24 protein-coding genes and 1 riboswitch are annotated in these 24,873 nt (G+C 64.5%); of the genes, 18 read left to right on the forward strand and 6 right to left on the reverse strand.

The genetic code is table 11. From position 1 onward, the window contains the following. The first annotated feature begins 251 nt into the window (after positions 1-251). On the forward strand, positions 252-449 hold the full coding sequence (locus MMB74_RS03960) for a hypothetical protein (protein WP_162878202.1): 198 nt from the start codon (positions 252-254) through the stop codon (positions 447-449). Between the two features lie 71 nt (positions 450-520). Here the strand turns inward: MMB74_RS03960 and MMB74_RS03965 are convergent, their stop codons facing one another. Next, a complete protein-coding gene (locus MMB74_RS03965; RefSeq protein WP_277427302.1) occupies positions 521-910 on the reverse strand; it encodes a hypothetical protein in 390 nt (129 codons plus the stop codon). 215 nt (positions 911-1,125) lie between these two features. Here MMB74_RS03965 and glpD point away from each other — a divergent pair, with 215 nt between their 5' ends. From glpD to MMB74_RS03985, 4 genes are all read left to right on the forward strand, one after another. Beyond that, positions 1,126-2,679: a glycerol-3-phosphate dehydrogenase gene (gene glpD, locus MMB74_RS03970; protein WP_277427303.1), complete on the forward strand. Its 1,554-nt coding sequence runs from the start codon at positions 1,126-1,128 to the stop codon at positions 2,677-2,679. Positions 2,680-2,877: 198 nt separating this feature from the next. Then, entirely contained in the window at positions 2,878-4,383 is a 1,506-nt protein-coding gene (glpK, locus tag MMB74_RS03975; protein ID WP_277427304.1) for a glycerol kinase GlpK, read from the forward strand. 120 nt (positions 4,384-4,503) lie between these two features. After that, positions 4,504-5,211, forward strand: a complete 708-nt coding sequence (locus MMB74_RS03980) for an MIP/aquaporin family protein (protein WP_277427305.1) — start codon at positions 4,504-4,506, stop codon at positions 5,209-5,211. A gap of 193 nt (positions 5,212-5,404) precedes the next feature. Continuing rightward, positions 5,405-6,091, forward strand: a complete 687-nt coding sequence (locus MMB74_RS03985) for an HAD family hydrolase (protein WP_277427716.1) — start codon at positions 5,405-5,407, stop codon at positions 6,089-6,091. 51 nt (positions 6,092-6,142) lie between these two features. On the opposite strand, the gene ribB is transcribed toward MMB74_RS03985, so the two are convergent. Both ribB and MMB74_RS03995 read right to left on the reverse strand, forming a co-directional pair. Continuing rightward, a complete protein-coding gene (ribB, locus tag MMB74_RS03990; RefSeq protein ID WP_277427306.1) occupies positions 6,143-6,856 on the reverse strand; it encodes a 3,4-dihydroxy-2-butanone-4-phosphate synthase in 714 nt (237 codons plus the stop codon). Between the two features lie 164 nt (positions 6,857-7,020). Beyond that, a riboswitch (FMN riboswitch) is annotated at positions 7,021-7,217 on the reverse strand. Between the two features lie 138 nt (positions 7,218-7,355). Beyond that, a complete protein-coding gene (locus tag MMB74_RS03995) occupies positions 7,356-8,537 on the reverse strand; it encodes an MFS transporter (RefSeq protein ID WP_277427307.1) in 1,182 nt (393 codons plus the stop codon). A gap of 117 nt (positions 8,538-8,654) precedes the next feature. On the opposite strand from MMB74_RS03995, the gene MMB74_RS04000 reads away from it, so the two are divergent. From MMB74_RS04000 to lnt, 7 genes are all read left to right on the forward strand, one after another. After that, entirely contained in the window at positions 8,655-9,593 is a 939-nt protein-coding gene (locus tag MMB74_RS04000) for a LysR family transcriptional regulator (protein WP_277427308.1), read from the forward strand. Positions 9,594-9,755: 162 nt separating this feature from the next. Next, positions 9,756-11,123: a tRNA (N6-isopentenyl adenosine(37)-C2)-methylthiotransferase MiaB gene (gene miaB / locus MMB74_RS04005; protein ID WP_277427309.1), complete on the forward strand. Its 1,368-nt coding sequence runs from the start codon at positions 9,756-9,758 to the stop codon at positions 11,121-11,123. 16 nt (positions 11,124-11,139) lie between these two features. Next, complete coding sequence (locus tag MMB74_RS04010) at positions 11,140-12,198, forward strand: PhoH family protein (RefSeq protein WP_277427310.1); 1,059 nt, start codon at positions 11,140-11,142, stop codon at positions 12,196-12,198. Positions 12,199-12,226: 28 nt separating this feature from the next. Next, the gene (ybeY, locus tag MMB74_RS04015; RefSeq protein ID WP_277427311.1) at positions 12,227-12,709 is read left to right on the forward strand and encodes an rRNA maturation RNase YbeY; all 483 of its coding nucleotides are present in this window, start codon (positions 12,227-12,229) and stop codon (positions 12,707-12,709) included. 18 nt (positions 12,710-12,727) lie between these two features. Beyond that, positions 12,728-13,381, forward strand: a complete 654-nt coding sequence (locus tag MMB74_RS04020) for a gamma-glutamylcyclotransferase (RefSeq protein ID WP_277427312.1) — start codon at positions 12,728-12,730, stop codon at positions 13,379-13,381. A gap of 443 nt (positions 13,382-13,824) precedes the next feature. Next, entirely contained in the window at positions 13,825-14,718 is an 894-nt protein-coding gene (locus MMB74_RS04025) for a transporter associated domain-containing protein (RefSeq protein WP_277427313.1), read from the forward strand. A gap of 160 nt (positions 14,719-14,878) precedes the next feature. Continuing rightward, a complete protein-coding gene (gene lnt, locus MMB74_RS04030) occupies positions 14,879-16,510 on the forward strand; it encodes an apolipoprotein N-acyltransferase (RefSeq protein ID WP_277427314.1) in 1,632 nt (543 codons plus the stop codon). A gap of 224 nt (positions 16,511-16,734) precedes the next feature. Here the strand turns inward: lnt and MMB74_RS04035 are convergent, their stop codons facing one another. Further along, on the reverse strand, positions 16,735-16,941 hold the full coding sequence (locus MMB74_RS04035) for a type II toxin-antitoxin system RelE/ParE family toxin (RefSeq protein ID WP_277427315.1): 207 nt from the start codon (positions 16,939-16,941) through the stop codon (positions 16,735-16,737). A 34-nt stretch (positions 16,942-16,975) separates the two neighbouring features. Continuing rightward, complete coding sequence (locus MMB74_RS04040) at positions 16,976-17,173, reverse strand: antitoxin (RefSeq protein WP_277427316.1); 198 nt, start codon at positions 17,171-17,173, stop codon at positions 16,976-16,978. 554 nt (positions 17,174-17,727) lie between these two features. Here MMB74_RS04040 and glyQ point away from each other — a divergent pair. The 5 genes from glyQ to MMB74_RS04065 are packed head-to-tail and all read left to right on the forward strand — an operon-like array spanning position 17,728 to position 23,218. After that, positions 17,728-18,735 carry a glycine--tRNA ligase subunit alpha gene (gene glyQ / locus MMB74_RS04045; protein WP_277427317.1) on the forward strand — a complete coding sequence of 336 codons (1,008 nt, stop codon included), beginning with the start codon at positions 17,728-17,730 and terminating at the stop codon, positions 18,733-18,735. A 16-nt stretch (positions 18,736-18,751) separates the two neighbouring features. Next, positions 18,752-20,905, forward strand: coding sequence for a glycine--tRNA ligase subunit beta (gene glyS, locus MMB74_RS04050; protein ID WP_277427717.1), 2,154 nt, complete (start codon positions 18,752-18,754; stop codon positions 20,903-20,905). 28 nt (positions 20,906-20,933) lie between these two features. Then, entirely contained in the window at positions 20,934-21,491 is a 558-nt protein-coding gene (gene gmhB / locus MMB74_RS04055; RefSeq protein ID WP_277427318.1) for a D-glycero-beta-D-manno-heptose 1,7-bisphosphate 7-phosphatase, read from the forward strand. Between the two features lie 41 nt (positions 21,492-21,532). Further along, positions 21,533-22,327 carry a lysophospholipid acyltransferase family protein gene (locus MMB74_RS04060; protein WP_277427319.1) on the forward strand — a complete coding sequence of 265 codons (795 nt, stop codon included), beginning with the start codon at positions 21,533-21,535 and terminating at the stop codon, positions 22,325-22,327. 21 nt (positions 22,328-22,348) lie between these two features. After that, complete coding sequence (locus MMB74_RS04065) at positions 22,349-23,218, forward strand: SprT family zinc-dependent metalloprotease (RefSeq protein WP_277427320.1); 870 nt, start codon at positions 22,349-22,351, stop codon at positions 23,216-23,218. An 81-nt stretch (positions 23,219-23,299) separates the two neighbouring features. Here the strand turns inward: MMB74_RS04065 and gloA are convergent, their stop codons facing one another. Continuing rightward, positions 23,300-23,689, reverse strand: coding sequence for a lactoylglutathione lyase (gene gloA, locus MMB74_RS04070; protein ID WP_277427718.1), 390 nt, complete (start codon positions 23,687-23,689; stop codon positions 23,300-23,302). 225 nt (positions 23,690-23,914) lie between these two features. Between gloA and MMB74_RS04075 the strand changes: the two genes are divergently transcribed. Then, complete coding sequence (locus MMB74_RS04075) at positions 23,915-24,871, forward strand: DMT family transporter (protein ID WP_277427321.1); 957 nt, start codon at positions 23,915-23,917, stop codon at positions 24,869-24,871. The last annotated feature ends 2 nt before the right edge of the window (positions 24,872-24,873 follow it).

Below are 24,873 nucleotides of genomic sequence, written 5' to 3' on the forward strand. Positions count from 1 at the left end.
ACGCTAAAGTTCAAGTCGATTCTCGAAATTGGCGCGACAAGCGAACCGCTTCTTGTGCTCGCGCTTGTCAAAGGGAAAATTTTCAGGGAACGGTTTGGATAAGAACGAGCGCTTGACTACACTCCAGTTCCCGACGCACGTGCGTAGGAGCGCGTGCCGAGGCGATCGCTTTCCTACTCCCGATAGATCGAGCGCACGGCGGCAGTGGAACATCGTCCGCCGAGGCAATCCGATTGCCCATGGAGAGAACAATGCTGAGTCCGCATGAATTCGCCACGTTGCTACTCGTCAAGGACGCTCCCAATCAAGTCGATATGGATCGCGAAGAACTCGACGCCCTGCTCGAACAACAACTCGTGCGGCTCGAAAGCCTCGGTTCGGGGCATCAACAATGGCGCTTGACCGAGTCGGGCGACTCAGCCATTCGCGCCATCAAACGCTTTTCCTAGCGCTCTCTCGTTGCGGCACCGGCTGGCGGCATCTGCCGCCCGCATGGCTGCGCCCTCGCGTCTGACTGAAGTCACCCTCCTCGCAAGGTCGGGTCGACCTGCGCGCGCCAATCGATGGCTCTCACCCGTTGAGCGTTGAAGTACTGCACCCACGCGCGCTGCGCGTCGGCCCCGCCGCCTGCGCGCAGGCGGTAATGCTCGGCGATGCCTGCTTCGAACGCACAATAGTCGCTCTGCGCTAGCTTCCCGTGGCGATAGGCCACGTAGGCGTCGAACAGCGTCGCGTAGACGGACTGCGCGTCGGCGCCGTAATCGATCTGCGCGCCGCACATCGTCTGCAACGCAGCGAACCGCGACGCTCCCGCCGCTCCGCTGAGTTCCGGCATAACGGTACAACCGGCCAGCAGCACCGCACCCGCCGCCAGCGTCGCCGCGCTCCAACCCGCTGTCGATCCACGCATCGCCCACCTCGTCCTCGTTTTGGAAGATGGTAGCCGATGCAGCCCCCCGGTTGACCAACATCGCTTTGTCCCTTCCCCCTTACACGCATCGTTCGAATCCGAACCCTAAACGCGCACTTTACTTTTTCGAAAATGTTCATTAAATTTCGCAAACGAACATTGATAGGTTCGTTTTATTCAGACGATAGTCGCAGGCATTAGAGGGGACAGAGCAAGTGACGCAAGGCAGCCGGTACGATCTGCTCGTCGTGGGTGGCGGGATCAATGGGGCGGGCATCGCGCGCGACGCCGCGGGGCGCGGCTTGTCGGTGCTGCTCGTGGAGCAGGACGATTTGGCGTCGCATACCTCCTCCTCGAGCACCAAGTTGATCCATGGCGGGCTTCGCTATCTCGAGTACAAGGAGTTCGGCCTCGTGCGCAAAGCGCTGCAGGAGCGCGAGACACTGCTGCGCGCAGCCCCGCACATCATCTGGCCGTTGCGCTTCGTCATGCCTCACATGCCTAATCTGCGGCCCGCATGGCTCATCCGCGCGGGGCTCTTCCTATACGATCATTTGGCGCGGCGGGAACTGTTGCCCGGCTCGCGCGGCATCGATATGCGGCGTCACCCGGCCGGCGCGCCGCTCGTCGATTCCATCGCGCGCGGCTTCGTCTACTCGGACGGCTGGGTCGACGACGCGCGCCTCGTCGTGCTCAACGCACTCGATGCGCGCGAGCGCGGCGCCACGGTGCTCACTCGCACGAAACTCGTCGGCGCGGTGCGCGCGGGCGGCGAATGGCATGCGCAACTGCGGCGCGCGGACGGCTCGCGGCTCGATGTCCGCGCCGGTGCGATCGCCAACGCGGCCGGGCCCTGGGTGGGCCAACTCCTGCACGACGCGCTCGGTCGCGGCGCGCACCACAGCGTCCGGCTCGTCAAAGGCAGCCATATCGTGACGCGGCGCCTGTTCGATCACGATCATGCCTACATCTTTCAGAACCCGGACAAGCGAATCATCTTCGCCATCCCATACGAGCGCGACTTCACCCTGATCGGCACGACCGATGTCGAATATCACGGCGATCCGGCGCAGGTGGCCATCACCGAGGACGAAACGCGCTACCTGTGCGAATCGATCAACCGCTACTTCAAACGCAAGATCGCGCCGAGCGATGTCTGCTGGACCTATTCGGGCGTGCGTCCGCTGCTCGAAGAAGAAGGCGCCGACAACCCTTCGGCCGTCACCCGCGATTACCGGCTCGAACTCGACGCGAATGCGAGCGAGGCGCCTTTGCTGTCGGTCTTCGGCGGCAAGATCACGACGTTCCGCAAGCTGGCCGAAGAAGCCGTCGACCAGTTGGCGACCGTCGCACCGATCGCCAAGGGCGCATGGACGGCAGGCGTGCCGCTGCCCGGCGGCGATATCGCCCAAGCGAAGTTCGAGCCTTTCGCCGCAGCGTTCGCAAACGAACATCCATGGCTGCCGGCCGAGCTGGCCAGGCGCTATGCCCGCGCTTACGGTACGCGCGCTCGCACGCTCGTCGGCACGGCCAAAGCGCTGTCCGAGCTCGGGCGTGAATTCGCGCCGGGGCTGTTCGAGCAAGAGCTGCGCTATTTGCACGATGTCGAATGGGCGCGCTGCGCCGAAGACGTCCTCTGGCGCCGCTCCAAGCTTGGGCTGCATCTGCCCGCCGGCACGGCGCAACACGTGACGGGCGAGGTGGACGCTTGGTTCGCCCTCGCCCCCGCGCCGGACGCCCCGCACGCTCGATCCGCCTTGGCAGGTTGACGCGCGGCGCCCCTTGTCGAAAGCGCCCGAAGCAGGCCGCGCAGGCAAGAGCCGGGCGGCAGTCGAGAGGCGAAAATCGAAAAGCAAAAAAAGCCAAAAGCCAAAACAGCAAAGCAGCACCAGCAGGACCAGCCGTAGTTAGCAGCCCCGCGCGCCCGATCCGCGCGGCACGTCAAGACAACACATGGAGAAGAGACAATGCAGGATCAATACATCCTTGCGCTGGACCAAGGCACCACGAGTTCGCGGGCGATGCTGTTCGATCGCAAGGGCAACATCGTCTCGGTCGCACAAAAGGAATTTCGGCAGATCTACCCGCAACCGGGCTGGGTCGAGCACGACCCGCAAGAGATCTGGTCGACGCAGGCCGGTGTCGCGGCCGAAGCCGTGACGCGCGCGGGCGTGAACGGCACGTCGATCGCCGCCATCGGCATCACGAATCAGCGCGAAACCACGATCGTCTGGGATCGCGAGACCGGCCAGCCGATCTACAACGCGATCGTCTGGCAAGACCGCCGCACCGCCGGGCTGTGCGACACGCTCAAGGCGCAAGGCCTGGAAGCGAAAGTGCGCGCGAAGACGGGGCTGCCGATCGATGCGTATTTTTCCGCGACGAAGATCCGCTGGATTCTCGACAACGTCGAGGGCGCGCGCGAGAAGGCCAAGCAGGGCAAGCTCGCGTTCGGCACCGTGGATAGCTGGCTCGTGTGGAACTTCACGAAGCATCAACTGCACATCACCGACGTGACGAACGCATCGCGCACGATGCTGTTCAACATTCATACGATGCAGTGGGACAACGATTTGCTCGAGGCGCTCGACATCCCGCGCAGCATGCTCCCGGAAGTGCGCGCGTCGTCGGAAATCTATGGCAATACCGTGACCACCGTGTTCGCGTCGAAGATCCCGATCGCCGGCATCGCGGGCGATCAGCACGCGGCGCTGTTCGGCCAAATGTGCACGAAGTCGGGCATGGTCAAGAACACCTACGGCACCGGTTGCTTCCTCGTCATGAACACCGGGGAAAAACCGATCGAGTCGAAGAACAACCTCGTGACGACGATCGCTTGGAAGATCGGCGATGAAGTCAATTACGCGCTCGAAGGCAGCATCTTCATCGCGGGCGCCGTCGTGCAATGGCTGCGCGATGGACTGGGCATCATCAAGAGCGCGGCCGAAATCGAAGCGTTGGCCGGCAGCGTCGCGCATTGCGACGGCGTCTATCTCGTGCCCGCGTTCGCCGGGTTGGGGGCGCCGCACTGGAACCCGCGCGCCCGCGGCACGCTCTTCGGCGTGACGCGCGGCACGACGAGCGCGCATATCGCACGCGCGGCGCTCGATTCGATCGCCTATCAATCGCTGGACGTGCTCAAGGCGATGGAAGCGGATTCGGGCATCAAGATCGGCGAGCTGCGCGTGGACGGCGGCGCCTGCGCCAACAATCTTTTGATGCAGTTCCAATCCGACTTGCTCGGAGTCGCAGCCGTGCGCCCGCGCGTGAGCGAAACGACCGCGCTCGGCGCCGCCTACCTGGCCGGCCTCGCCGTGGGCTATTGGAGCAATATCGGCGAACTCGAGAGCCAATGGCAACTCGATCGACGGTTTTCGCCGGCGATGCCGCAAGCCGACGTCGCCCAATGCATCGCGGGCTGGCAGCGCGCGATCAACGCAGCGAAAGCATGGGCCGACGCCGGCTCCGCTTGATGCCGAGCGCCGCTCGATCCTCCGCGTGCATGCCCACGAGCCCGGCCAGCCGTGCATGCGCGCATTTGCGCCATTCAATCAACCAACACATTCAACGATAGCCATTCCGGAGACAACACCATGTCGCCTTTAATCGCAGAATTTCTCGGCACGGCGCTGCTCGTGCTGCTCGGCAACGGCGCCGTCGCCAACGTATTGCTCGCACGCACCAAGGGCAAGGGCGCCGATCTGATCGTCATCGTCTGGGGTTGGGCCATGGCCGTGTTCGTCGCCGTCTACGTGACGGCTTCGTTCAGCGGCGCGCATCTGAACCCGGTCGTCACCGTCAGCCTCGCGCTGGCCGGCAAATTCGCCTGGAGCAAAGTGGCCGGCTACGTGGCGGCGCAAATGCTCGGCGGCATGGCGGGGGCGTTCCTCGTCTGGCTCGCTTACCGCCAGCATTTTTCGACGACGGAAGACGCCGATATCAAGCTCGCCTGCTTCTGCACGGCGCCGGCGATCCGCAGCGTGCCGCACAACGTCCTCACGGAGATGATCTGCACGTTCGTGCTGATTCTGGGCGTGCTCTATCTCGCCTCGCCTCAAGTGGGCCTGGGCGCGCTCGACGCACTGCCCGTCGGCCTGCTCGTGCTCGGCATCGGCATCTCGCTGGGCGGACCGACCGGCTATGCGATGAGTCCCGCGCGCGATCTCGCGCCGCGCTTGATGCACGCGCTTCTGCCGATTCCGGGCAAACGCGGCAGCGACTGGCGCTACGCCTGGGTGCCCGTGTTCGGCCCGCTGGCCGGCGGCGCCATGGCGTCGTGGGTGTACGTCCACGCCCACTGAGAGCGGCACGGGCGCGGCCACATGCCGCGCGGTGCGAGAGGGCGCTTGGGCCTATGACCGGACGCCCATACCCGCGGAAAAACGAACCGAAGAAGCAGAGCGCACGCGCGCCAATGTCCGTATCATTGGCGTCTTACTACACGACAATGTGCGCGACGGGGTTGGACCGGCACCGAGCGTGCGCCTCTTCTTCATGTTCGACCATCTGATCTGCGACTGCGACGGGGTGCTCGTCGACAGTGAAGTGATAGCCGAGCGCACGCTGCTGCGCGCGTTGTCGGCCGAGTTTCCGGGCATCGACTTTCACGCTGTCGCCCATCTGGCTTTCGGTCAGCGCACATCCCTCTTTCTCGCCGGTCTCGAAGCGCGCTTTCGCATCGAGATTCCCTCGGGCTTTCTCGCTACCGTGGAGCAAGAGATCGACGCCGAACTCAAGCGCACGCTGGCGCCCGTCGCCGGCGTACATGATGCGCTCACGCAAGTGACGCTGCCCGCGGCGGTTGTCTCTAACAGCCGCCTCACGCGAATCGCGGCGTCGCTCGAGCGCGTCGGGCTCACCGATCTATTCGGCCCGCGCGTGTTCAGCGCCGAGCAGGTGGAGCGGCCCAAGCCTCACCCGGACGTCTATCTGCATGCCGCACGCGAACTGGGCGTCGAGCCGGCGCGCTGTCTCGTGGTCGAAGACAGCATCACGGGCTTGACCGCCGCCCGCGCCGCCGGAATGAAGACGATCGCGTTCGTCGGTGCGAGCCATGTGCCCAAAGGCTATGCGCAAGTGCTAGGCAACTTGGGCGTGACGCGCATCGTCGAACGCATGGAGCAACTGCCAGCGCTCATCGCCGCCGGCCTGCGCGGCGAATTCGCGCAATTGCAGTCTTAGGGCCGGCTCACGGCAACAACGGGTTTGCGAACGGGCCAGCAGCGGCGCGCGTCAGGCGTCGTTCGCGCAGCATTCGCGCTCCCCAGCCACAGCGGCAGCGGCAGCCAAGCCGCGCCGGAACGCCACGAGTTCCTCGATCGTCAGCATCGGCAAGCCGTGTTTGACGGCGAAGCGTTCGACATCGGCGCCGCGCGTCATCGTGCCGTCTTCGTTCATCAGTTCGCACAGCACGCCCGCCGGCACGAGCCCGGCGAGAATCGCCAGGTCGACCGTGCCCTCGGTGTGGCCACGGCGCGCCAGCACGCCGCCTGGCTGTGCGCGCAGCGGAAAGACGTGCCCGGGACGCACGATGTCGTGAGGCCGCGCGTGCGGCGCAATCGCGGCGCGAATCGTCGTCACTCGATCGGCGGCCGACACGCCCGTGCTGACGCCGTCGCGCGCTTCGATCGACACCGTGAACGCCGTGCCGTGACGGCTTTCGTTGTGCGCGACCATCGGCGCCAATTCGAGCGCGCGAATCTTCTCGTCGGGCAGGCACAAGCACACGATGCCGCTACATTCGCGGATCAATAACGCCATCGTCTCAACCGTCAGGCGGTCGGCCGCAACGATGAGATCGGCCTCGTTCTCACGATCGTGATCGTCCTGCAAAACGACGGCGCGGCCTTCGCGCAATGCCTCGAGTGCGCGGGAGATCCGCGGCGGAATCGGGTGTGAGGGGAGAAACGGGACTTCGGCGAATGCCGTGGAAAACGGGAAAGACATGTGAAACGCTCCTCGCGAGAGAAAAAAGCGAAAAACGTTTCAGGGCATCGCAAACAGACGCGAGCATGCACGCACCCGTTCGGACTCATGCCTAGCCGGGTGCGGCCGAACCCAGGGCGACGCGTAACGCCTTCCCCAGCCTCGTGCAAAGAGCGGCACTGCTTGCGCATCTTCTTCCATCCGGACTGTGACCGTCGGCTCTGGCATCGCACCAGATCTGCTGACCCCGCGCGAACTCGCCACGAACCGTGGCCGCTCGATGCGGGCGCTCGCGGGCTTGCCGACGCTCGATGCACTTGCCGCGCACCGCCGCTGCCGACTTACCGCCGGTGGGGAATTTCGCCCCGCCCTGAAGACGCACTCATTTAAGAACGCCGGCACCATGCCGGCCCGACGGAGCATACACGAGGCGCGGCCGCATCGCGCGCAAGCCCCTCGCCGTGTTACGGGCAATCGGCCGCGGCAACACGCCGGGGCGGGCCACCGCCTTCCACGTTACTCACGACACGCCCCGCGTTGCTGCGCGCGGTGCGCGTGCATCGCGCGCATCGAGATATCCGGCGAGCAAGGTGACGGCCAGCGCCGCAACCGTCACCGCGACCGCCACCCACGGTAACGCGTCGAGCTTCGCGCCGTGCGTGAGCGCCAGGCCGCCGAGCCAGGCGCCCGCCGCATTGCCGACGTTGAACGCGCCGATATTCAACGTGGATGCCAGATGCGGCGCATGCCGTGCTTTTTCGACGACACGCATCTGCAGCGGGGGGACGGTGGCGAACGCGGCGATCCCCCAAACGAACACCGTGACGGCGGCGGGCACGGCCGCGTGGCTCGTGTGCGCAAACACGGCCATCACGAGTGCTAGCAGGACGAGAATGCCCGCGAGCGAGGTCATCAGCGCGCGGTCGGCCAGCTTGCCCCCCACCACGTTGCCGACCGTCAAGCCCGCCCCGAACAGCACGAGAATCAACGTGACCGCGCGCGGCGAAAAGCCGCTCACCTGTTCGAGAATCGGCGCGATGTAGGTGAAGACGACGAACACGCCCCCGAAGCCGAGCACGGTCATGGCGAGCGCGAGCCATACTTGCGGCTCCTTGAGCACGCGCATCTCCCGCGCGAGGCCCACTGGCCCCGAATCGTGCCGATTCGGCAGCAGCGCCGTGATGCCGCCAAGCGAAAGCACGCCCAGGCCGGCCACGATCCAAAACGTCAGGCGCCACCCAAACGATTGACCGACGAACGTGCCGAACGGTACGCCAAGGACATTGGCAAGCGTGAGTCCCGTGAACATCAGCGCGATCGCACTGGCCTGCTTCTCGCGGGCGACGAGCGACGCGGCGACGACGGCGCCGATGCCGAAGAACGAGCCATGGGCAAACGACGTGACGACGCGGGCGAGCATCAGCATTCGATAGTCCCCGGCGACGGCGCACAGCACGTTACCGGCGATAAACACGAGCATCAGCGCTTGCAGCGCCGCCTTACGCGGCATCCTGCTCGTGAGGACCGCAAGCACGGGCGCGCCGGCGGCCACGCCGAGCGCGTAGCCGGAGACCAGCAAGCCGGCCGAGGGAATGGAAACGGACAAATCGCGCGCCACGTCGGGCAACAGCCCCATGATGACGAACTCGGTCGTGCCGATGGCGAAAGCGCTCAGCGCAAGCGCGAGCAGTGGGATAGGCATGTCGGTTCTCCGGCTATGAACGCAAGGTGACGTGAGCCGGTATTGTCGGGACAATCAACGTGATTGATAATTGGCTTCGTCGTTGAATCATTTTCAAATTTCTTGGAACAATAGCCAATGGACCGACTTGGCGACATCCGTCTTTTCGTCGAAGCCGCGCGCTTGGGCGGTATTTCCGCGGCGGGGAGAAAGCTCGGCGTCACGCCGGCCGCGGCCAGCGCACGCTTGGCCAAGCTCGAAGCGTCTCTGTCGACGAGACTATTCGAGCGCACGACGCGCCAACTACGGTTGACCGACGAGGGCCGGCTCTACCTGCGGCACTGCATGCGCGCGCTGCAGGCGCTCGACGATGCCGACGCCGCGCTGCAAGCGGGCCGAACCGTGGTGCGCGGCAAGATCCGGATTTCGACGACGTCCGATTTCGGCCGCAACATGCTGATGGGCTGGCTCGACGAATTCAACACGCTCTACCCCGAAGTCACGTTCGCGCTCACGTTGGCCGATTCGGTCTCCAACCTCTTGCACGACGAGATCGACTTGGCCATCCGCTTCGGTGCGCCGCGCGAGGACACGTCGTTGATCGCGCGACCGCTCGCCGCGAACCGGCGGGTGCTGGTGGCGTCGCCCGACTATCTGGCGCGCCACGGCGAGCCTGCCTCGCCCGCCGACCTGGCGCGATTTCATACGATCGTGCTCTCCATCGCATCGGGACCGCTCAACGAATGGCGTTTCGTCCGCGGCGATGAGACCGCCGATTACACCGCGCCGCTCGAAACCTCCCGCGAGACGAACGACGGCGCCGTGACGCGGATCTGGGCGGTGGATGGCTACGGCATCGCTTTGAAGTCGCTCTGGGACATCGATGCCGATTTGCGCGCGGGCAGGCTGCGCATCGTGCTGCGCGATTGGCGCTATGCCTGGGATACGCCGCTGCACGCGTTGTTTCACCGCAATCGGTACCGGCCGCCGCGGGTGCGGGCCTTGCTCGATTTCCTGATCGAACGCTTCGCGCAGGTGGAGCGCGACTGGCCGGAGTTGCCCGGGCTGATGCGCTGACCGGCTATAATGTTGGGTTATGCGGCCGGTTTGGCGCCTGCTCGGGCCATCCGAGCGACGTCCGGCGCCCGCTCCCCGGCAGCGCCCTATTCGGGGCGGCGTCCTTGCCGGCCCCGCGATTTACCTACGCCCCCAGGTCAACCACTGCGAACGGCGAGCTTCATGACCAAGAAAGTTTACGTAAAAACCTTCGGCTGCCAGATGAACGAGTACGACTCCGACAAAATGGTCGACGTGCTCGGCGCCGCTGAAGGACTCGTCAAGACGGATTCCCCCGAAGACGCCGACGTCATCCTCTTCAACACTTGCTCCGTGCGCGAAAAAGCGCAGGAAAAGGTGTTCTCGGATCTTGGCCGCGTGCGCGAGCTCAAGGAAGCCAAACCCGGTTTGCTGATCGGCGTCGGCGGCTGCGTAGCGAGCCAGGAAGGCGCGGCGATCGTCGCCCGGGCGCCGTATGTCGATCTCGTGTTCGGCCCGCAGACGTTGCACCGGCTGCCGCAAATGATCGATGCGCGCCGCGAGAGCGGGCGCGCGCAGGTCGACATTTCCTTCCCCGAAATCGAGAAGTTCGACCACCTGCCGCCCGCGCGCGTCGACGGCCCGAGCGCGTTCGTCTCGATCATGGAAGGCTGCAGCAAGTATTGCAGCTACTGCGTCGTCCCCTACACGCGCGGCGACGAAGTCTCTCGTCCGCTCGACGACGTCCTCACCGAAATCGCGGGTCTCGCCGATCAGGGCGTGCGCGAAGTCACGCTGCTCGGACAGAACGTGAACGCCTATCGCGGCGCGCTGACCGCCGGTTCGAGCGACATCGCCGATTTCGCCACCCTCATCGAATACGTCGCCGATATCCCTGGCATCGAGCGCATCCGCTATACCACGTCGCATCCGAAGGAGTTCACGCAACGGCTCATCGACGTCTACGCGAAAGTCGACAAGCTGGTCTCGCATCTGCATCTGCCGGTGCAGCACGGGTCGGATCGGATCCTAATGGCGATGAAGCGCGGCTACACGGTGCTCGAATACAAATCGGTCATCCGCCGCCTGCGCGCCATCCGGCCCGATCTGTCGCTGTCGACGGACATCATCGTCGGCTTCCCCGGCGAAACCCAAAGCGACTTCGACAAAACGATGGCGCTCGTGCACGAGATGAGCTACGACACGAGCTTCTCGTTCATCTACAGCCCGCGCCCCGGCACGCCGGCCGCGAACCTGGCCGACGACACCCCGCGCGAAGTCAAACTGGCACGCCTGCAACATTTGCAAGCGACGATCGACGCCAATGTCGTGCGCATCAGCGAAGCGATGGTCGGCAACGTCGAGCGCATTCTCGTCGAGCGCCCGGCGCGCAAAGATCCGAACGAGCTCGCCGGCCGCACGGCCAACAACCGGGTCGTCAATTTCCCCGCGCCGGTGGCCTCGCATGCGCGCTTGATCGGCCAGATGATCGACGTGCGCATCACGCGCGCTTATCCGCATTCGCTGCGCGGCGAGTTGGTGCTCGCGGAGCACGCGGAACCCATCACCTAAGGAACGCCCTCTCGCCTTGAAGACCGCCCAGTCCCTGGAATTCACCGCCCCGCGCGAAGACAACGCGCGCCTTGCCAACCTCTGCGGCCCGCTCGACGAAAACTTGCGGCAGATCGAGCAAGCGCTCGACGTCACGCTACAGCGGCGCGGCCATCGCATTTCGATCCGCGGACGCGGTGCGAAAGTTGCGCTCGGCGCACTCGAGACGTTCTACAACCGCGCGCGCGAACCGCTCTCGGTCGACGACATCCAGCTAGCGCTCGTCGAAACCCGGCACGCGGGCAACCGCGCAGGCGCGGGTCAAGACGATGGCGGCTCGGGCCGCTACGACCCCGACCATCCGTTCGACGAGCCGGCGGGCCTGGACGACGAAAACGTCGAAGAGCTCGGTCCCAAGCTTTATACGCGCCGAGCCGACCTGCGCGGCCGCACGCCAGCGCAGCGCGAATATCTGAAGCAAATCGTCTCGCACGACGTCACGTTCGGCGTCGGCCCTGCCGGCACGGGCAAGACCTACCTTGCCGTCGCTTGCGCCGTCGATGCGCTCGAACGCGATCAGGTCAAGCGCATCGTGCTCACGCGCCCGGCCGTGGAAGCCGGCGAGCGTTTGGGGTTCTTGCCCGGCGATCTCGCGCAAAAGGTCGATCCGTATCTTCGCCCGCTCTACGACGCGCTCTACGATCTGCTCGGCTTCGACAAAACGGCCAAGATGTTCGAGCGCCAGATGATCGAGATCGCGCCGCTCGCCTATATGCGCGGACGCACGCTGAACCACGCATTCATCATCTTGGACGAAGCGCAAAATACGACGCCCGAGCAGATGAAGATGTTTCTCACGCGCATCGGTTTCGGCTCGAAGGCGGTCGTGACCGGCGACACGACGCAGGTCGACTTGCCGCGCGGCGCGAAAAGCGGTTTGATCGAGGCGCAACAAGTGCTGGCCAACGTGCGCGGCATCGCGCTCACGCGCTTCACGAGCGCCGACGTCGTGCGTCATCCGCTCGTCGCCCGCATCGTGGAGGCTTACGACCAGCACACGAAAAAAGACGAGCCCACGCCCGCCGATGGGCGATGAAACCCATAGCGCGCAGCCAAGCGAACGCATGAACGAGAAGACACGTACGCCGCAATTGAAGCTGACGCTGCAGTTTCCGGCGGCAAAGGCGTTCCCCGGCCATAAGACAGTGCTCTCGCGCGCGAATGTCGCGCGTTGGATCAAGGCTGCGCTCTTTGCCGACGGCGAACTGACGGTACGCTTGGTCGATGCCGAGGAAGGTCGCGCGCTCAATCGGGCGTACCGCGGCAAGGACTATTCGACGAACGTTTTGACGTTCGCCTACGCCGAAAGCGAGGACGACCCCGTCTCGGGCGATCTCGTGCTCTGCTGCCCCGTGATCGAACGCGAGGCTGCCGAACAAGGCAAATCGATCGAAGCGCATTACGCGCATATGATCGTGCACGGCACGCTTCATGCGCAGGGCTACGACCACGAAACCGACGACGAGGCGCAGGAAATGGAAGCGCTCGAAACCGACATCCTAGGGCGACTCGGCTTTGCCGATCCCTACGGAGACCGTCCCCGCTAAACACACCCCGCGCGCGCGATGTCCGAAACGAGCCCGCCCCTCACGCCTGTTGAGCCTCTTTGCCACGGCTACCCGCCCGCACTCGGCGAGGCGCGGCTGCTCACGGACGCCGAACTTGCGCATTCGCTGGCCCACACGATGAGGCACTGGGACGGCCGCAGCGACCTATGGCTATTCGGCTATGGCTCGCTGATCTGGAACCCCGGCATGCCCGCAGCCGAAACCGTGCGTGCGCGCGTGCGTGGCTACCATCGCGGGCTCTACTTATGGTCGCGCGTGAACCGGGGCACGCCGGAGCAACCCGGGCTCGTGCTGGCGCTCGATCGCGGCGGCTCATGTACGGGCATGGCCTTCCGGCTTGCTGGCGAAGGCGCCGCACCCCATCTACAGGCGCTGTGGCAGCGCGAAATGCCGATGGGTTCCTATCGGCCCGCCTGGCTGCCGTGCTGGCTCGCCGACGGACGCCGCATCGAGGCGCTCGCGTTCGTGATGCGGCGCGACGTGCCGACCTACACGGGCAGATTGTCTGACGAAATCATCAGAACGGTGCTCGGCTGCGCGCAGGGGCGCTACGGCACGACACTCGATTACGTCTGCCGCACCGTCGCGGCGCTGCGCGAAAGCGGCATGCCCGACCGGGCGCTGGAAGCGTTGCTCGAGCGTTGCTTATAGGGCCACGCGGGCGGCGCGACTGCTTGTTGCGCGTCGCGAGCCGCTTGATACCTTCGATACCTTCGATACCTTCGATACCCTCAAATAGCTCAAGAACGCCACCGCGCCGATCCTTCGGTCGATCCCCCTTGGTACGAAAACACGGCGCCGATCGTCGCCAGAATGGCCGTCATGACGGCGATACGGCGGGCGAACGCATCGACCGGCGCCCCGCAGGGGGAGCGGCGTGATGGTGATGGTGACCGGCATGTTCGAGCGCTTCTTCGTGCGGCCAGCGCACTTCAAACGCTTCCGACATATTTGTTTCGCGCAAACGAGGTAGAAAGCGGTGGTAAAGCCAAATTGCACTTCGGCAAGACCGTTTCTGCCATGGTCCCCGCTTTTGCGTGGTGTATCCTTTACTCTCCGCTTACCACGCGTCCAGCCGCGCCGGACGCATTGCCATGAACGACGCCTATCCCAGTCGACGCCATACCGACAAGCCCAATGAGAAACGCTCGCTGCTCGAGCGTCTAACGGACTTCATCTCGCCCGAGCCCGATTCGCGGGCCGAACTGCTCGAAATCTTGCAAGACGCGCACGAGCGCAACTTGATCGACGCCGACTCGTTGTCGATGATCGAGGGCGTATTTCAGGTGTCCGATCTGTGCGCGCGCGACATCATGATCCCGCGCGCGCAGATGGATGCGATCGACATCGAGCGCAGTCCCGAGGAGTTCATCCCGTTCGTTCTCGAGAAAGCGCACTCGCGTTATCCCGTCTACGAAGGGAACCGCGACAACATCATCGGCGTGCTGCTCGCCAAGGACCTGCTGCGCTACTACGCCGAGGAATCGTTCGACGTGCGCGGCATGCTGCGGCCAGCCGTCTTCATTCCGGAAGCCAAGCGGCTAAACGTATTGCTGCACGACTTTCGCATGAACCGCAATCACATCGCGCTCGTCGTCGACGAATACGGCGGCGTGGCCGGACTCATTACGATCGAAGACGTGCTCGAGCAGATCGTCGGCGACATTGAAGACGAATACGATTTCGACGAGGAAAGCGGCAATATCATCGCTTCGCCCGACGGCCGCTATCGTGTGCGCGCACTCACCGAGATCGAGCAATTCAACGAAGTGTTCGGCACCGATTTTTCCGACGAGGAAGTCGATACCATAGGCGGCCTGGTGACGCATCACTTCGGCCGCGTACCGCATCGCGGCGAGCGCGTGCGCATCGACGATCTCATTTTCGAAATTCTGCGCGGCGACGCGCGCCAGGTGCATGTACTGCTCGTGCGGCGCGATCCGCTGGCCGGACAACGCGAGCGCGACGCGCAACACATTCAGACTTGAGCGGAAACGACCGTGCGGCCGGCTCGCGCGCCGGGGAGTTCGTGCGCCCACTGCACGCCCGAACGATGCGCGCCAGCGCCGCACAAACACCGAGCAAAAGCGCCCGAGCCGGCATTTAGCCGGGCACTGAACTTTCATCGCACTCCCACGCTGCCTATTCATGGCCGAAACGATCACCTCCCGTGCGCGCGGCGCCGCTTCCACCCGCGCGGCCGCCTCGCCGCTCTCCCGCTGGCACTACGTCGTCGCGCTCGCGCTCGGCGCGCTGAACACGCTCTCTTTCGCACCTACGCCGCACGGCGGTTGGCTCGAATTGGCGATTTTCGCCGTGCTCTATGCCTGGCTCCTGAGAACCGGCGGCTGGAAAAGCGCGGCGCTGACGGGAGGTGCATTCGGCTTCGGCAATCTCGTCACGGGCGTTTGGTGGCTCTACGTCAGCATGCATCATTACGGCGAGATGGCTGCGCCGCTTGCAGGCGCGGCGCTCATCCTGTTTTCGCTCTATCTGGCGCTGTATCCGGCGCTCTCGGCTGGATTGTGGTCGCTTTGCGCGGGGCATGCTTCGAGTGCTGCTCGCGACGATCGCCCCTTTTCGCCGAGTTGGTATGGCGCATTCGCCTTCGCGAGCGCATGGGCGCTCGGCGAGTGGCTGCGCGGTACGGTTTTCACGGGCTTTCCCTGGCTCGCCAGCGGCTATGCGCAGATGGACGGGCCATTCTCGGGGTTTGCGGCGATCGGAGGGGTGTACGCCGTGGGGTGGGTGTTGGCGCTCACTGCGGCGCTAGTCGTCCAAAGCGCCTACGCCTGCTTGGCGCGATCTCGCTCGCGCAGGGTCGCGCTTCTACCGGTCTGCGTCGCGCTGCTACTCGTCGCGGCCGGCATGCTGCTTTCCCGCGTGAGCTGGACGCGGCCCAACGACGCCCCGCTGAGGGTGCGTATCCTGCAGGGCAACGTCAAGCAAGAAATGAAATTCGACGAAGCGGGGGTGCGTGCTGCGCTCGATCTGTACGAGCGGATGATCACGGCGCGCGCGGCCGATTTGATCGTCACGCCCGAGACGGCGATTCCCCTATTGCCGCAGCAGTTCCCCGAAACGTTCGCGAGGACCCTGCGCACGTTTGCCGACACTACCGGCTCGTCGCTGTTGTTGGGCACCTTCGGCGCAACGGTTACGCCCGAAGGACGGTTCACCGACGAGACGAACAGCTTTTTCGGTGTGACGCCCAATGCGCGCCAGCTCTATCGGTACGACAAGCACCATCTCGTGCCGTTCGGCGAGTTCGTTCCGCTCGGCTTTCACTGGTTCGTGCGGTTAATGAACATCCCGCTCGGCGATCTTGCACGCGGCGCGCCGGTGCAAAAAGCGTTCACGGTGCGCAACGAGACGATCGACGTCGACATCTGCTACGAGGATATCTTCGGCGAGGAGATCGCGCGTAGATTGCGCGAAGCGGCTACGCCGGCGGGCATACTCGTGAACGCGTCGAACCTCGCTTGGTTCGGCAATACGATCGCGCTCGATCAGCATTTGCAGATGGCGCGCATGCGCACGCTAGAGACCGGCCGGCCATTAGTGGCGGCGACCAACACCGGTATGACGGCGGTGATCGATGCCCAAGGACGGGTAACCGCACGCCTGCAGCCGTTCACGACGGGTCAAATCGAAACGCAGGTGCAGGGGATGACGGGACGCACGCCGTATATCACCGTCGGCAACGATCTCGTGCTGGCCGCCTCGCTCGTGCTGCTCGCCTTAGGCTTCGTGTTCGGCTCGCGCCGCGCTAGGCGGTGACGCGCCGCGTTGAGCCGGGGGCTCCGCTCCGGGCCGCGTTAGCTAGGGCCTCTTCACGCTCACTCCAGGCTTACGAGCCGGCCAGGGCCATGTGAGCCTCGGCCGCCCTTGGGTCCGCGGCCGCTGGTCGCGGTGGACGGCGGGCTAACGAGTTTCCGGAAATGCTTGGCGAGTGTGGACCACTGCCACGATTTCGACTCTTGTCGAACTCACCTGATAGACCATCACATAGTTGGGATGCACACCACTTCGCGCGTGCCCGGCACCCAGTCGCTTCGCCGAAACAGATAGGGATGCTCTGCGAGAGGAATCGTTGCGGCGTCGATCAATTCCCTCAGGCGTCGTGCTGCTGCAGGGTTCTCGCGCGCAATGAAGCCGATGATTTGGACAAGATCATTGCGCGCGCCAACGCGCCATTCGATCGGCAACATACGAACTAGCCGCCAGAGCGCTAACGGCAAGCCGTCATGACCGTTTGGCGTTGAGCCCGGACTCCGCGGCTTCGATGACAGCATCGATTTCCGCCATCACCCGATCGTGCGCAACGCCCCGACGCGAATCGGCCAACGACGCTTGAATTTTCGCGCAGAACCAGCGGTGATACGCCTCGGCCTCGTCGGTCGTGGCGAATTCCGATTCGATAGGAGACAGCGTCTTTTTCATGCTCAGTAGCATACACCGGCCGGACCCGCCTATGGCCCCGGACGTGACGCCCCTGCGTATTGGAATCACGCGTATCTGCATACCTCGATCTCCTTCCGATATTCGTCAACCAAATCGCCGCCAATGAACATTCGCCTCTCGCCCATGTGCAACATGCAGCGGAAATACGAAACGTTTGCGACATTCGTACGCGTTGCGCCTACCGGCATCAACAATTCAGACCGATCCGATATGCACGCCCGCCACCGAACCTGTCCGCTTCATGTGCCGCCTCCCGAACCGCACGAAGCTAAATCGCTTACCGCAATGCCTCGCGCACCACGTTCGTGGCAGGCGCCTGGACCGCGCTGACCGCATCGATGCCGCCGCCCCTTCGGGCCTCGCTGCCCGCGACAGCCGCAAGGCAGTCCCAATCCGGTAAAATCTAGCGTTTTCACCGCGCAGACGGCGGCGATCGCCACAGCCCGCACCCCGGCCGGCCGGACGGGCGCCCGATTCCGCCGTTTTCGGCATCGCAGCGGCGCCCACGCGCCGCCTGCCTCGAAAGGCAAGACATGCTCACGTTTCAGCAAATCATCCTGACGCTGCAATCCTATTGGGACAAACAGGGTTGTGCGCTACTGCAGCCGATCGACATGGAAGTCGGCGCGGGCACCTCGCACGTCCACACGTTCCTGCGCGCCGTGGGCCCCGAGCCGTGGCGCGCGGCATACGTGCAGCCTTCGCGGCGCCCGAAAGACGGCCGCTACGGCGACAACCCGAACCGTCTGCAGCATTACTATCAATACCAAGTGGTGCTCAAGCCGGCGCCCGAAAACATTCTCGATCTTTATCTCGGCTCGCTCGAAGCGCTCGGCTTCGACCTGAAGCAAAACGACGTGCGCTTCGTCGAAGACGATTGGGAAAACCCCACGCTCGGCGCCTGGGGCCTCGGCTGGGAAGTTTGGCTCAACGGCATGGAAGTCACCCAGTTCACCTACTTCCAGCAAGTGGGCGGGCTCGATTGCAAGCCCGTGCTCGGCGAAATCACCTACGGGCTCGAGCGGCTCGCGATGTATCTTCAGAAGGTAGAAAACGTCTACGATCTCATCTGGACGGAATGGGAAGAAGCGGGCCCCAACGGCCCCGAACTGCGTCGCCTCACCTATGGCGACGTCTACCACCAGAACGAAGTCGAGCAGTCCACCTACAACTTCGAGCACGCCAACGTCGACCTGCTGTTCACGCTCTTCAGCAGCTACGAATCCGAAGCGAAGCGGATGATCGAAACGCAGCTCGCGCTGCCCGGCTACGAGCTCGTGCTCAAGGCCGCCCATACGTTCAATCTGCTCGATGCGCGCGGCGCGATCTCCGTCACGGAACGTGCGGCGTACATCGGCCGCATCCGCGCGCTGTCGCGGCTCGTGGCGCAGGCGTACTACGACTCGCGCGAGAAGCTCGGCTTTCCGATGCTCGGCAATCCCGTGCACGGCGTACCTGGCTTGACCACCGACGAACAGGACGCCGCCATGCCGGCGTGGGCGCCGCCATTGAAGGTCGAGCGCGCGATCGACAAGGAATGACGTGACTGCAACGAATATGAATCAAGCCCAACAAGCCACACTGCTCGTCGAACTATTGACCGAGGAACTGCCGCCCAAAGCGCTGGCGCGGCTGTCCGACGCTTTCGCGCACAATCTCGTCGAACGCCTCGCGGCGCGCGACCTCATCGACGGCGAGCCGTCGTTCGAACGCTTCGCCACGCCGCGCCGCCTCGCCGTCGCGATCAAGAACGTGCGCGCGCTCGCCCCTGAGAAGCAAGTGCGCGAGAAGGTCCTGCCCGTGTCGGTCGCGCTCGACGCGAACGGCCAGCCTACCGCGCCGCTCGCCAAGAAGCTCGCGGCGCTCGGCTTTCCGGATATCCCGCTCGGCGATCTGGAACGCGCGTCCGACGGCAAGGCCGAAGCCTTCTTTTTGCGCTATTCGGCGCCGGGCGCAACGCTCGCCGACGGTCTGCAAGCCGCGCTCGACGAAGTCCTCGCGCTGGGCAAGCTGCCGATCCCGAAGATGATGACGTATCAGCGCCCCGACGGCACGAGCGTGCAGTTCGTGCGCCCGGTACAACGCCTCACCGCCTTGCATGGCGAAGCGGTCGTTCCCGTCACGGCATTCGGCATCGACGCGGGCGATACGACGCTTGGCCACCGCTTCCTCTCGGACGGCCTCGTGGCCATCCTGCACGCCGACGACTACGCGCACACGCTGCGCACCAAGGGCCATGTGATGGCCAGCTTCGCGCAGCGGCGCGAAAGCATCGTAGAGCAATTGAACGCCCATGCGCACGGCGATCGCGTGGTCATGCCGGAGGCCCTGCTCGACGAAGTGACGGCGCTCGTCGAATGGCCCGTCGTCTACGAATGCCGCTTCGACGATCAGTTCCTCGCCGTGCCGCAGGAGTGCCTGATCCTGACGATGCAGACGAATCAGAAGTACTTCGCGCTGACCGATGAAGCCGGCAAGCTGCGCTCGCGCTTTCTGATCGTCTCGAACATCGCCACCGACACGCCGAGCGAAATCGTCGAAGGCAACGAGCGCGTGGTCCGTCCGCGCCTGGCCGACGCCAAATTCTTCTTCGAGCAAGACAAGAAGAAGCCGCTCGCCGAGCGCGTGCCACTGCTTGCGAACGTCGTTTATCACAACAAGCTCGGAACGCAACTCGAGCGCGTGGAGCGGCTCGAAGCGCTTGCGCGCCTGATCGCCCCGCACCTGGACGCCGATCCCGGGCTGGCCGCACGCGCGGCGCGCCTTGCGAAGGCCGACTTATTGACCGACATGGTTGGCGAGTTCCCCGAGCTGCAAGGCACGATGGGCACCTACTACGCGCGCCACGACGGCGAAGCGGAGGAAGTCGCCCTTGCCTGCACGGAACACTATCAGCCGCGCTTCTCGGGTGACGCGTTGCCCGCGACGGGCGTCGGCACGGCGGTCGCGCTGGCCGACAAACTGGAAACGCTGACAGGCATCTGGGGCATTGGCCTCGTGCCCACCGGGGAAAAGGATCCGTTCGCCCTGCGCCGCCACGCGCTCGGCGTGCTGCGCATCTTGATCGAGAAAGCGTTGCCGATCGATCTCGTTGCACTGCTGCGCGAGGCCGCCGCGTGCTTTCGCACCACGCCGCAAGTGGCCGATTGCACCGACGCGCTCTACGCGTTCTTCATGGATCGCCTGCGGGGCCTGCTGCGCGAGCGCGGCTACGCCGCAAGCGAGATCGAGGCCGTGCTGAGCCTTCAGCCTACGAGGCTCGACGACATCGTCGCCCGCCTGGATGCCGTGCGCGAGTTTTCCGCGCTGCCCGAAGCCGGCGCACTGGCCGCGGCGAACAAGCGGATCACGAACATCCTGAAGAAATCGGAAGCCGAAGTCAGCGTTGCAACAGCCGGCGCCGGCGCATCGGCGGTGGCTGCTTCGGCAGCGCTCGCCGTGCAACCGGCCTTGCTCGTCGAACCGGCGGAGCTTGCCCTGAACGAACAGTTGAAGCGGGTCGCGCCCACCGTCCAAGCGCAATTGGAGCGGCACGACTACACGCGTGCGCTCTCGGCGCTCGCGGCGCTGCGAGATCCCGTCGATACGTTCTTCAACGACGTGATGGTCAACGCCGAGGACGCGGCGTTGCGCAAAAACCGGCTCGCGTTGCTGGCCGAACTACATGCGCAGATGAACTGCGTCGCCGACATCTCCAAGCTCGCGGCGTAACGAGCGAGAGAGAGCGAAAGAGAAACTTATGAGTTCGGGCAAGAAGCTTGTCATCCTCGATCGCGACGGAGTCATCAACCTCGATTCCGACGCCTTCATCAAATCGCCCGACGAATGGGTGGCGATTCCGGGCAGCCTGGAGGCGATCGCGCGATTGAACCAGGCCGGCTACCGCGTCGTGGTCGCATCGAATCAATCCGGGATCGGCCGGGGCTTGTTCGACATGGCCACGTTGAACGCCATGCACGAAAAGATGCATCGCGCAGCGGCAGCCGTCGGCGGGCGCATCGACGCCGTCTTTTTCTGCCCGCACACGGCCGAAGATCAATGCGAGTGCCGCAAACCCAAGCCCGGCCTGTTGCAGATGATCCTCGATCGCTTCGAGATCGATCCGGCTACGACACCCGTGGTGGGCGATGCATTGCGCGACTTGCAAGCCGGCGCGGCGCTCGGGTTTCCCACTCATCTCGTGCTGACCGGCAAGGGCAAAAAAGCGCTCGCGGCAGGCGGTTTGCCCGATGGAACACAAGTGCACGACGACCTGAAGGCGTTCGCGCTGACGTTCCTAGCGAGCCACGCCGACTGAGCCGCGCAAGCGCGCTCGACGCCAACCGATCGAAGACCTCAATGCCACTTGCCCGCTTCCTCCGCTCACTGCTGCTGTTCCTATTCTTTATCGTGTACACAGTGCCGTACGCGATCGCCTGCTTCATTGCTTTCCCGTTCCTCAATGCCGACCGGCGCTACTGGATGGCCGTCGGCTGGTGCCGCAGCACACTGTTCGTCGCTCGGCATCTGAATGGCATCCGCTATCGAATCGAGGGCATGGAACATCTGCCCAACGGGCCGGCCGTACTGCTTTCGAAGCATCAGTCGGCCTGGGAAACGGTTGCGTTTCCCGCGATCATGCCGCGCCCGCTTTGCTACGTGTTCAAGCGCGAATTGCTTTACGTGCCGTTCTTCGGTTGGGCGCTCGGCATGTTGAAGATGGTTCACATCGACCGCAAGGAAGGCAAATATGCGTTCGCCTCGGTCGTCAAGCAGGGGCGCAAGCGCATGAGCGACGGCGCCTGGGTGATCATGTTTCCCGAGGGCACGCGCACGCAAGTGGGCTCGCAAGGCAAATACAAGACGGGCGGCGCGCGCTTCGCCATCGATGCGGGCGCGCCCGTGGTGCCGATCGCGCACAACGCCGGCCACGTCTGGCCGCGCAATTCGTTCATCAAATTCGCGGGCACGGTGACGGTATCGATCGGCAAGCCGATCGAATCGGCAGGGCTCACGCCCGATGAACTGAATTCGCGCGTCGAAGCATGGATCGAAACCGAGATGCGCCGCATCGATCCCGACGCTTACCGCGACACCGACATGAGCGGCGCCGGCCTGCGCGTCCGTAAGCGCGCCGACGCCGCGCGCAACTGACGGCCGAATCGACAGCGCACGATGCCCAGATCCGCCAAGCCCCCCCCCGCAACAGCCCTCGACAGCCGGCAGCTCGACCTGCCGCTGTTCTCGGAGCCTGTCGGTGAAGGCATGCTCTCCCCGCCCGCAAGCGGCTCGCCGCCGCGCCCCGATCCCGCGCCGAACGGCGTCAAGCCGCGGCGTTTGACGCTGAACGGGCGCACGCTCGAATACGGCCTCAAGCGTTCGTCGCGGCGCACCATCGGTTTTTCGATCGACGGCAGCGGCCTGACGATCACGGCGCCGAGATGGGTGACGCTCGCGGACATCGAAACGGCGATCGTCGGCAAGGAGCGCTGGATTTTTGCGAAGCTCGCCGAATGGCAGACGCGCACGGAGCAACGCGCACTGCCGCGCATCGAGTGGCGCGACGGCGCACTCATTCCGTTTCTGGGCAAGCCCGTGCGCATCGCGCTCGCTTCCACTCATGCGGCGCTCTCGTACGACGAGCAAGCCGCCGCGCTAGCGCTTGCCTTACCCGCGCACGCCGATGCGCAACAGATCAAAGACCGCGTTCAGGGCTGGCTGCAAACGGAGGCGAAGCGTCTGTTCGGAGAACGGCTGGCGCACTATGCGACTAAGCTCGGCGTCGCTTACAAGGGCTACGCGCTGTCTTCGGCCGCCACGCGCTGGGGCAGTTGTTCGAGCGACGGTCGCATTCGACTGAACTGGCGGCTCATTCACTTTCCGCTGTCGATCATCGACTATGTGGTCGCGCATGAACTCGCCCATCTGCGCGAAATGAACCACAGCCCGCGCTTTTGGCAAACGGTCGAATCGATCTTCCCCGAGTTTCGCGAAGCGCGGCATACGCTCAAGCATCACCCGCCGGAATTGCTACCGACGCTGTGACGATGAGCGCAGGCTGCGCCGGTGCGCCGATGCATCGACGGATACATGCGCACGGGAAGCCGGTACCATGCGCGCACCGAGTCAGTGGGTCTTGCGCTGAACGAACTCGATTTTGTAGCCGTCCGGGTCGGTGACGAATGCGATCACGGTCGTACCGTGCTTCATCGGGCCAGCCTCGCGCACGACGGTCCCGCCCTGCGCTTTGATCTTGTCGCACGCCGCATAGGCGTCGTCGACTTCTAGCGCGATATGACCATAGCCGGTGCCTAGGTCGTAGGATTTGGTGTCCCAGTTGTGCGTCAACTCGATGACGGCGCCTTCGCTTTCGTCGGTGTAGCCGACAAAGGCGAGCGTAAAGCGGCCCTCGGGGTAGTCTTGGCGGCGCAGCAGCTTCATGCCGAGCAACTCGGTGTAGAACTTGAGCGAGCGATCGAGATCGCCGACCCGTAGCATCGTGTGCAGCAAGCGCATCGTAGTCTCCAGTTTCATGACAAATGAGGCGAAGAAGCGAAATCTAGCAAGAAACTGCCCAGCGTGCTCGCTGTGACGGCGATGCGGCCGCTTTGGGCGCGATCAAGCGTTCGCCGCGCCGTTTTGGTATGGTACGTGGGCTGGTCGAAACCAGCCCGGCACAAGCCCGCTACCGTGCCCAACCGCCGGCGCCGCACGTCCCTCTCTCGATCGATACGACTTCGCATGAACACCGCCACTGCAGCAATCGGTACGACGATTCCCGCGCGACGAGCGCCGGATGCGTTCGCCATCGCACTGATGATCCTGCTGTGCGCGATTTGGGGGCTGCAGCAAGTGGCCATCAAAACGACCAACGGCGCGCTCGGCCCGATGTTCCAGGCTGGTTTGCGCTCGACGATCGCGGCGCTGCTGGTTTTGGGCTGGGCGCGCTTGCGCGGCACGCCGCTGTTTCGGCAAGACGGCACGCTTGCGCCTGGGCTGCTGGCGGGGATCTTGTTCGCGGGCGAATTTATTTGCATCTTCGCGGGGCTCACGCTCACGAGCGCCTCGCGCATGGCTGTCTTTCTGTACACGGCGCCGTGCTTCACGGCCCTCGGTCTGCATGCGTTCGTGGCTGGCGAGAAGATGCGCCGCATGCAATGGTGCGGCGTGGCTATCGCGTTTGTCGGCATCGCGCTCGCATTCGCCGACGGCTTCGCGCGTGCGCCGGCCGCTGGGGCGTCTGCGCTGGCAGGCGTGGTGGGCGATGCGCTCGGCGTGCTCGGCGGCGTGATGTGGGCCGCGACCACGGTAGTCGTGCGCGCGAGTTCGCTCTCGCAGACGAGCGCGAGCAAAACCTTGTTCTATCAGCTTGCCGTGTCGGCGGTCGTGTTGCTCGCGATCGCGTTTGCGCTGGGGGAAGAACACCGCGTCCATGTCACGCCGCTGGCCGTGGCAAGCCTGGCCTATCAAGCCGTCGCCGTCGCGTTCGTCAGCTATTTGACGTGGTTCTGGTTACTGACGCGGTATATGGCCTCGCGCCTGTCGGTGTTCTCGTTTCTGACACCGCTTTTCGGTGTCGGCTTCGGCGTCGTGCTGCTCGGCGAATCGTTCAGCACGCGCTTCGTTCTGGCTTCGATGCTCGTGCTGGCGGGCATCGTGCTCGTGAATGCGCCGGCGCGCCGGGCAGCGCCGACCTAGCG

This window comes from Trinickia sp. Y13 (genome assembly GCF_029522115.1).
Taxonomy (GTDB): domain Bacteria; phylum Pseudomonadota; class Gammaproteobacteria; order Burkholderiales; family Burkholderiaceae; genus Trinickia.

What these genes read in the sequence shown, in the direction of transcription:
- MMB74_RS03960 (WP_162878202.1), top strand. Translation starts at nt 252, where the DNA reads ATGCTGAGTCCGCATGAATTCGCCACGTTGCTACTCGTCAAGGACGCT.
- MMB74_RS03965 (WP_277427302.1), bottom strand. Translation starts at nt 910, where the DNA reads ATGCGTGGATCGACAGCGGGTTGGAGCGCGGCGACGCTGGCGGCGGGT.
- glpK (WP_277427304.1), top strand. Translation starts at nt 2,878, where the DNA reads ATGCAGGATCAATACATCCTTGCGCTGGACCAAGGCACCACGAGTTCG.
- MMB74_RS03980 (WP_277427305.1), top strand. Translation starts at nt 4,504, where the DNA reads ATGTCGCCTTTAATCGCAGAATTTCTCGGCACGGCGCTGCTCGTGCTG.
- MMB74_RS03985 (WP_277427716.1), top strand. Translation starts at nt 5,405, where the DNA reads ATGTTCGACCATCTGATCTGCGACTGCGACGGGGTGCTCGTCGACAGT.
- ribB (WP_277427306.1), bottom strand. Translation starts at nt 6,856, where the DNA reads ATGTCTTTCCCGTTTTCCACGGCATTCGCCGAAGTCCCGTTTCTCCCC.
- MMB74_RS03995 (WP_277427307.1), bottom strand. Translation starts at nt 8,537, where the DNA reads ATGCCTATCCCACTGCTCGCGCTTGCGCTGAGCGCTTTCGCCATCGGC.
- MMB74_RS04000 (WP_277427308.1), top strand. Translation starts at nt 8,655, where the DNA reads ATGGACCGACTTGGCGACATCCGTCTTTTCGTCGAAGCCGCGCGCTTG.
- miaB (WP_277427309.1), top strand. Translation starts at nt 9,756, where the DNA reads ATGACCAAGAAAGTTTACGTAAAAACCTTCGGCTGCCAGATGAACGAG.
- ybeY (WP_277427311.1), top strand. Translation starts at nt 12,227, where the DNA reads ATGAACGAGAAGACACGTACGCCGCAATTGAAGCTGACGCTGCAGTTT.
- MMB74_RS04020 (WP_277427312.1), top strand. Translation starts at nt 12,728, where the DNA reads ATGTCCGAAACGAGCCCGCCCCTCACGCCTGTTGAGCCTCTTTGCCAC.
- MMB74_RS04025 (WP_277427313.1), top strand. Translation starts at nt 13,825, where the DNA reads ATGAACGACGCCTATCCCAGTCGACGCCATACCGACAAGCCCAATGAG.
- lnt (WP_277427314.1), top strand. Translation starts at nt 14,879, where the DNA reads ATGGCCGAAACGATCACCTCCCGTGCGCGCGGCGCCGCTTCCACCCGC.
- MMB74_RS04035 (WP_277427315.1), bottom strand. Translation starts at nt 16,941, where the DNA reads ATGTTGCCGATCGAATGGCGCGTTGGCGCGCGCAATGATCTTGTCCAA.
- MMB74_RS04040 (WP_277427316.1), bottom strand. Translation starts at nt 17,173, where the DNA reads ATGAAAAAGACGCTGTCTCCTATCGAATCGGAATTCGCCACGACCGAC.
- glyQ (WP_277427317.1), top strand. Translation starts at nt 17,728, where the DNA reads ATGCTCACGTTTCAGCAAATCATCCTGACGCTGCAATCCTATTGGGAC.
- glyS (WP_277427717.1), top strand. Translation starts at nt 18,752, where the DNA reads ATGAATCAAGCCCAACAAGCCACACTGCTCGTCGAACTATTGACCGAG.
- gmhB (WP_277427318.1), top strand. Translation starts at nt 20,934, where the DNA reads ATGAGTTCGGGCAAGAAGCTTGTCATCCTCGATCGCGACGGAGTCATC.
- MMB74_RS04060 (WP_277427319.1), top strand. Translation starts at nt 21,533, where the DNA reads ATGCCACTTGCCCGCTTCCTCCGCTCACTGCTGCTGTTCCTATTCTTT.
- MMB74_RS04065 (WP_277427320.1), top strand. Translation starts at nt 22,349, where the DNA reads ATGCCCAGATCCGCCAAGCCCCCCCCCGCAACAGCCCTCGACAGCCGG.
- gloA (WP_277427718.1), bottom strand. Translation starts at nt 23,689, where the DNA reads ATGCGCTTGCTGCACACGATGCTACGGGTCGGCGATCTCGATCGCTCG.
- MMB74_RS04075 (WP_277427321.1), top strand. Translation starts at nt 23,915, where the DNA reads ATGAACACCGCCACTGCAGCAATCGGTACGACGATTCCCGCGCGACGA.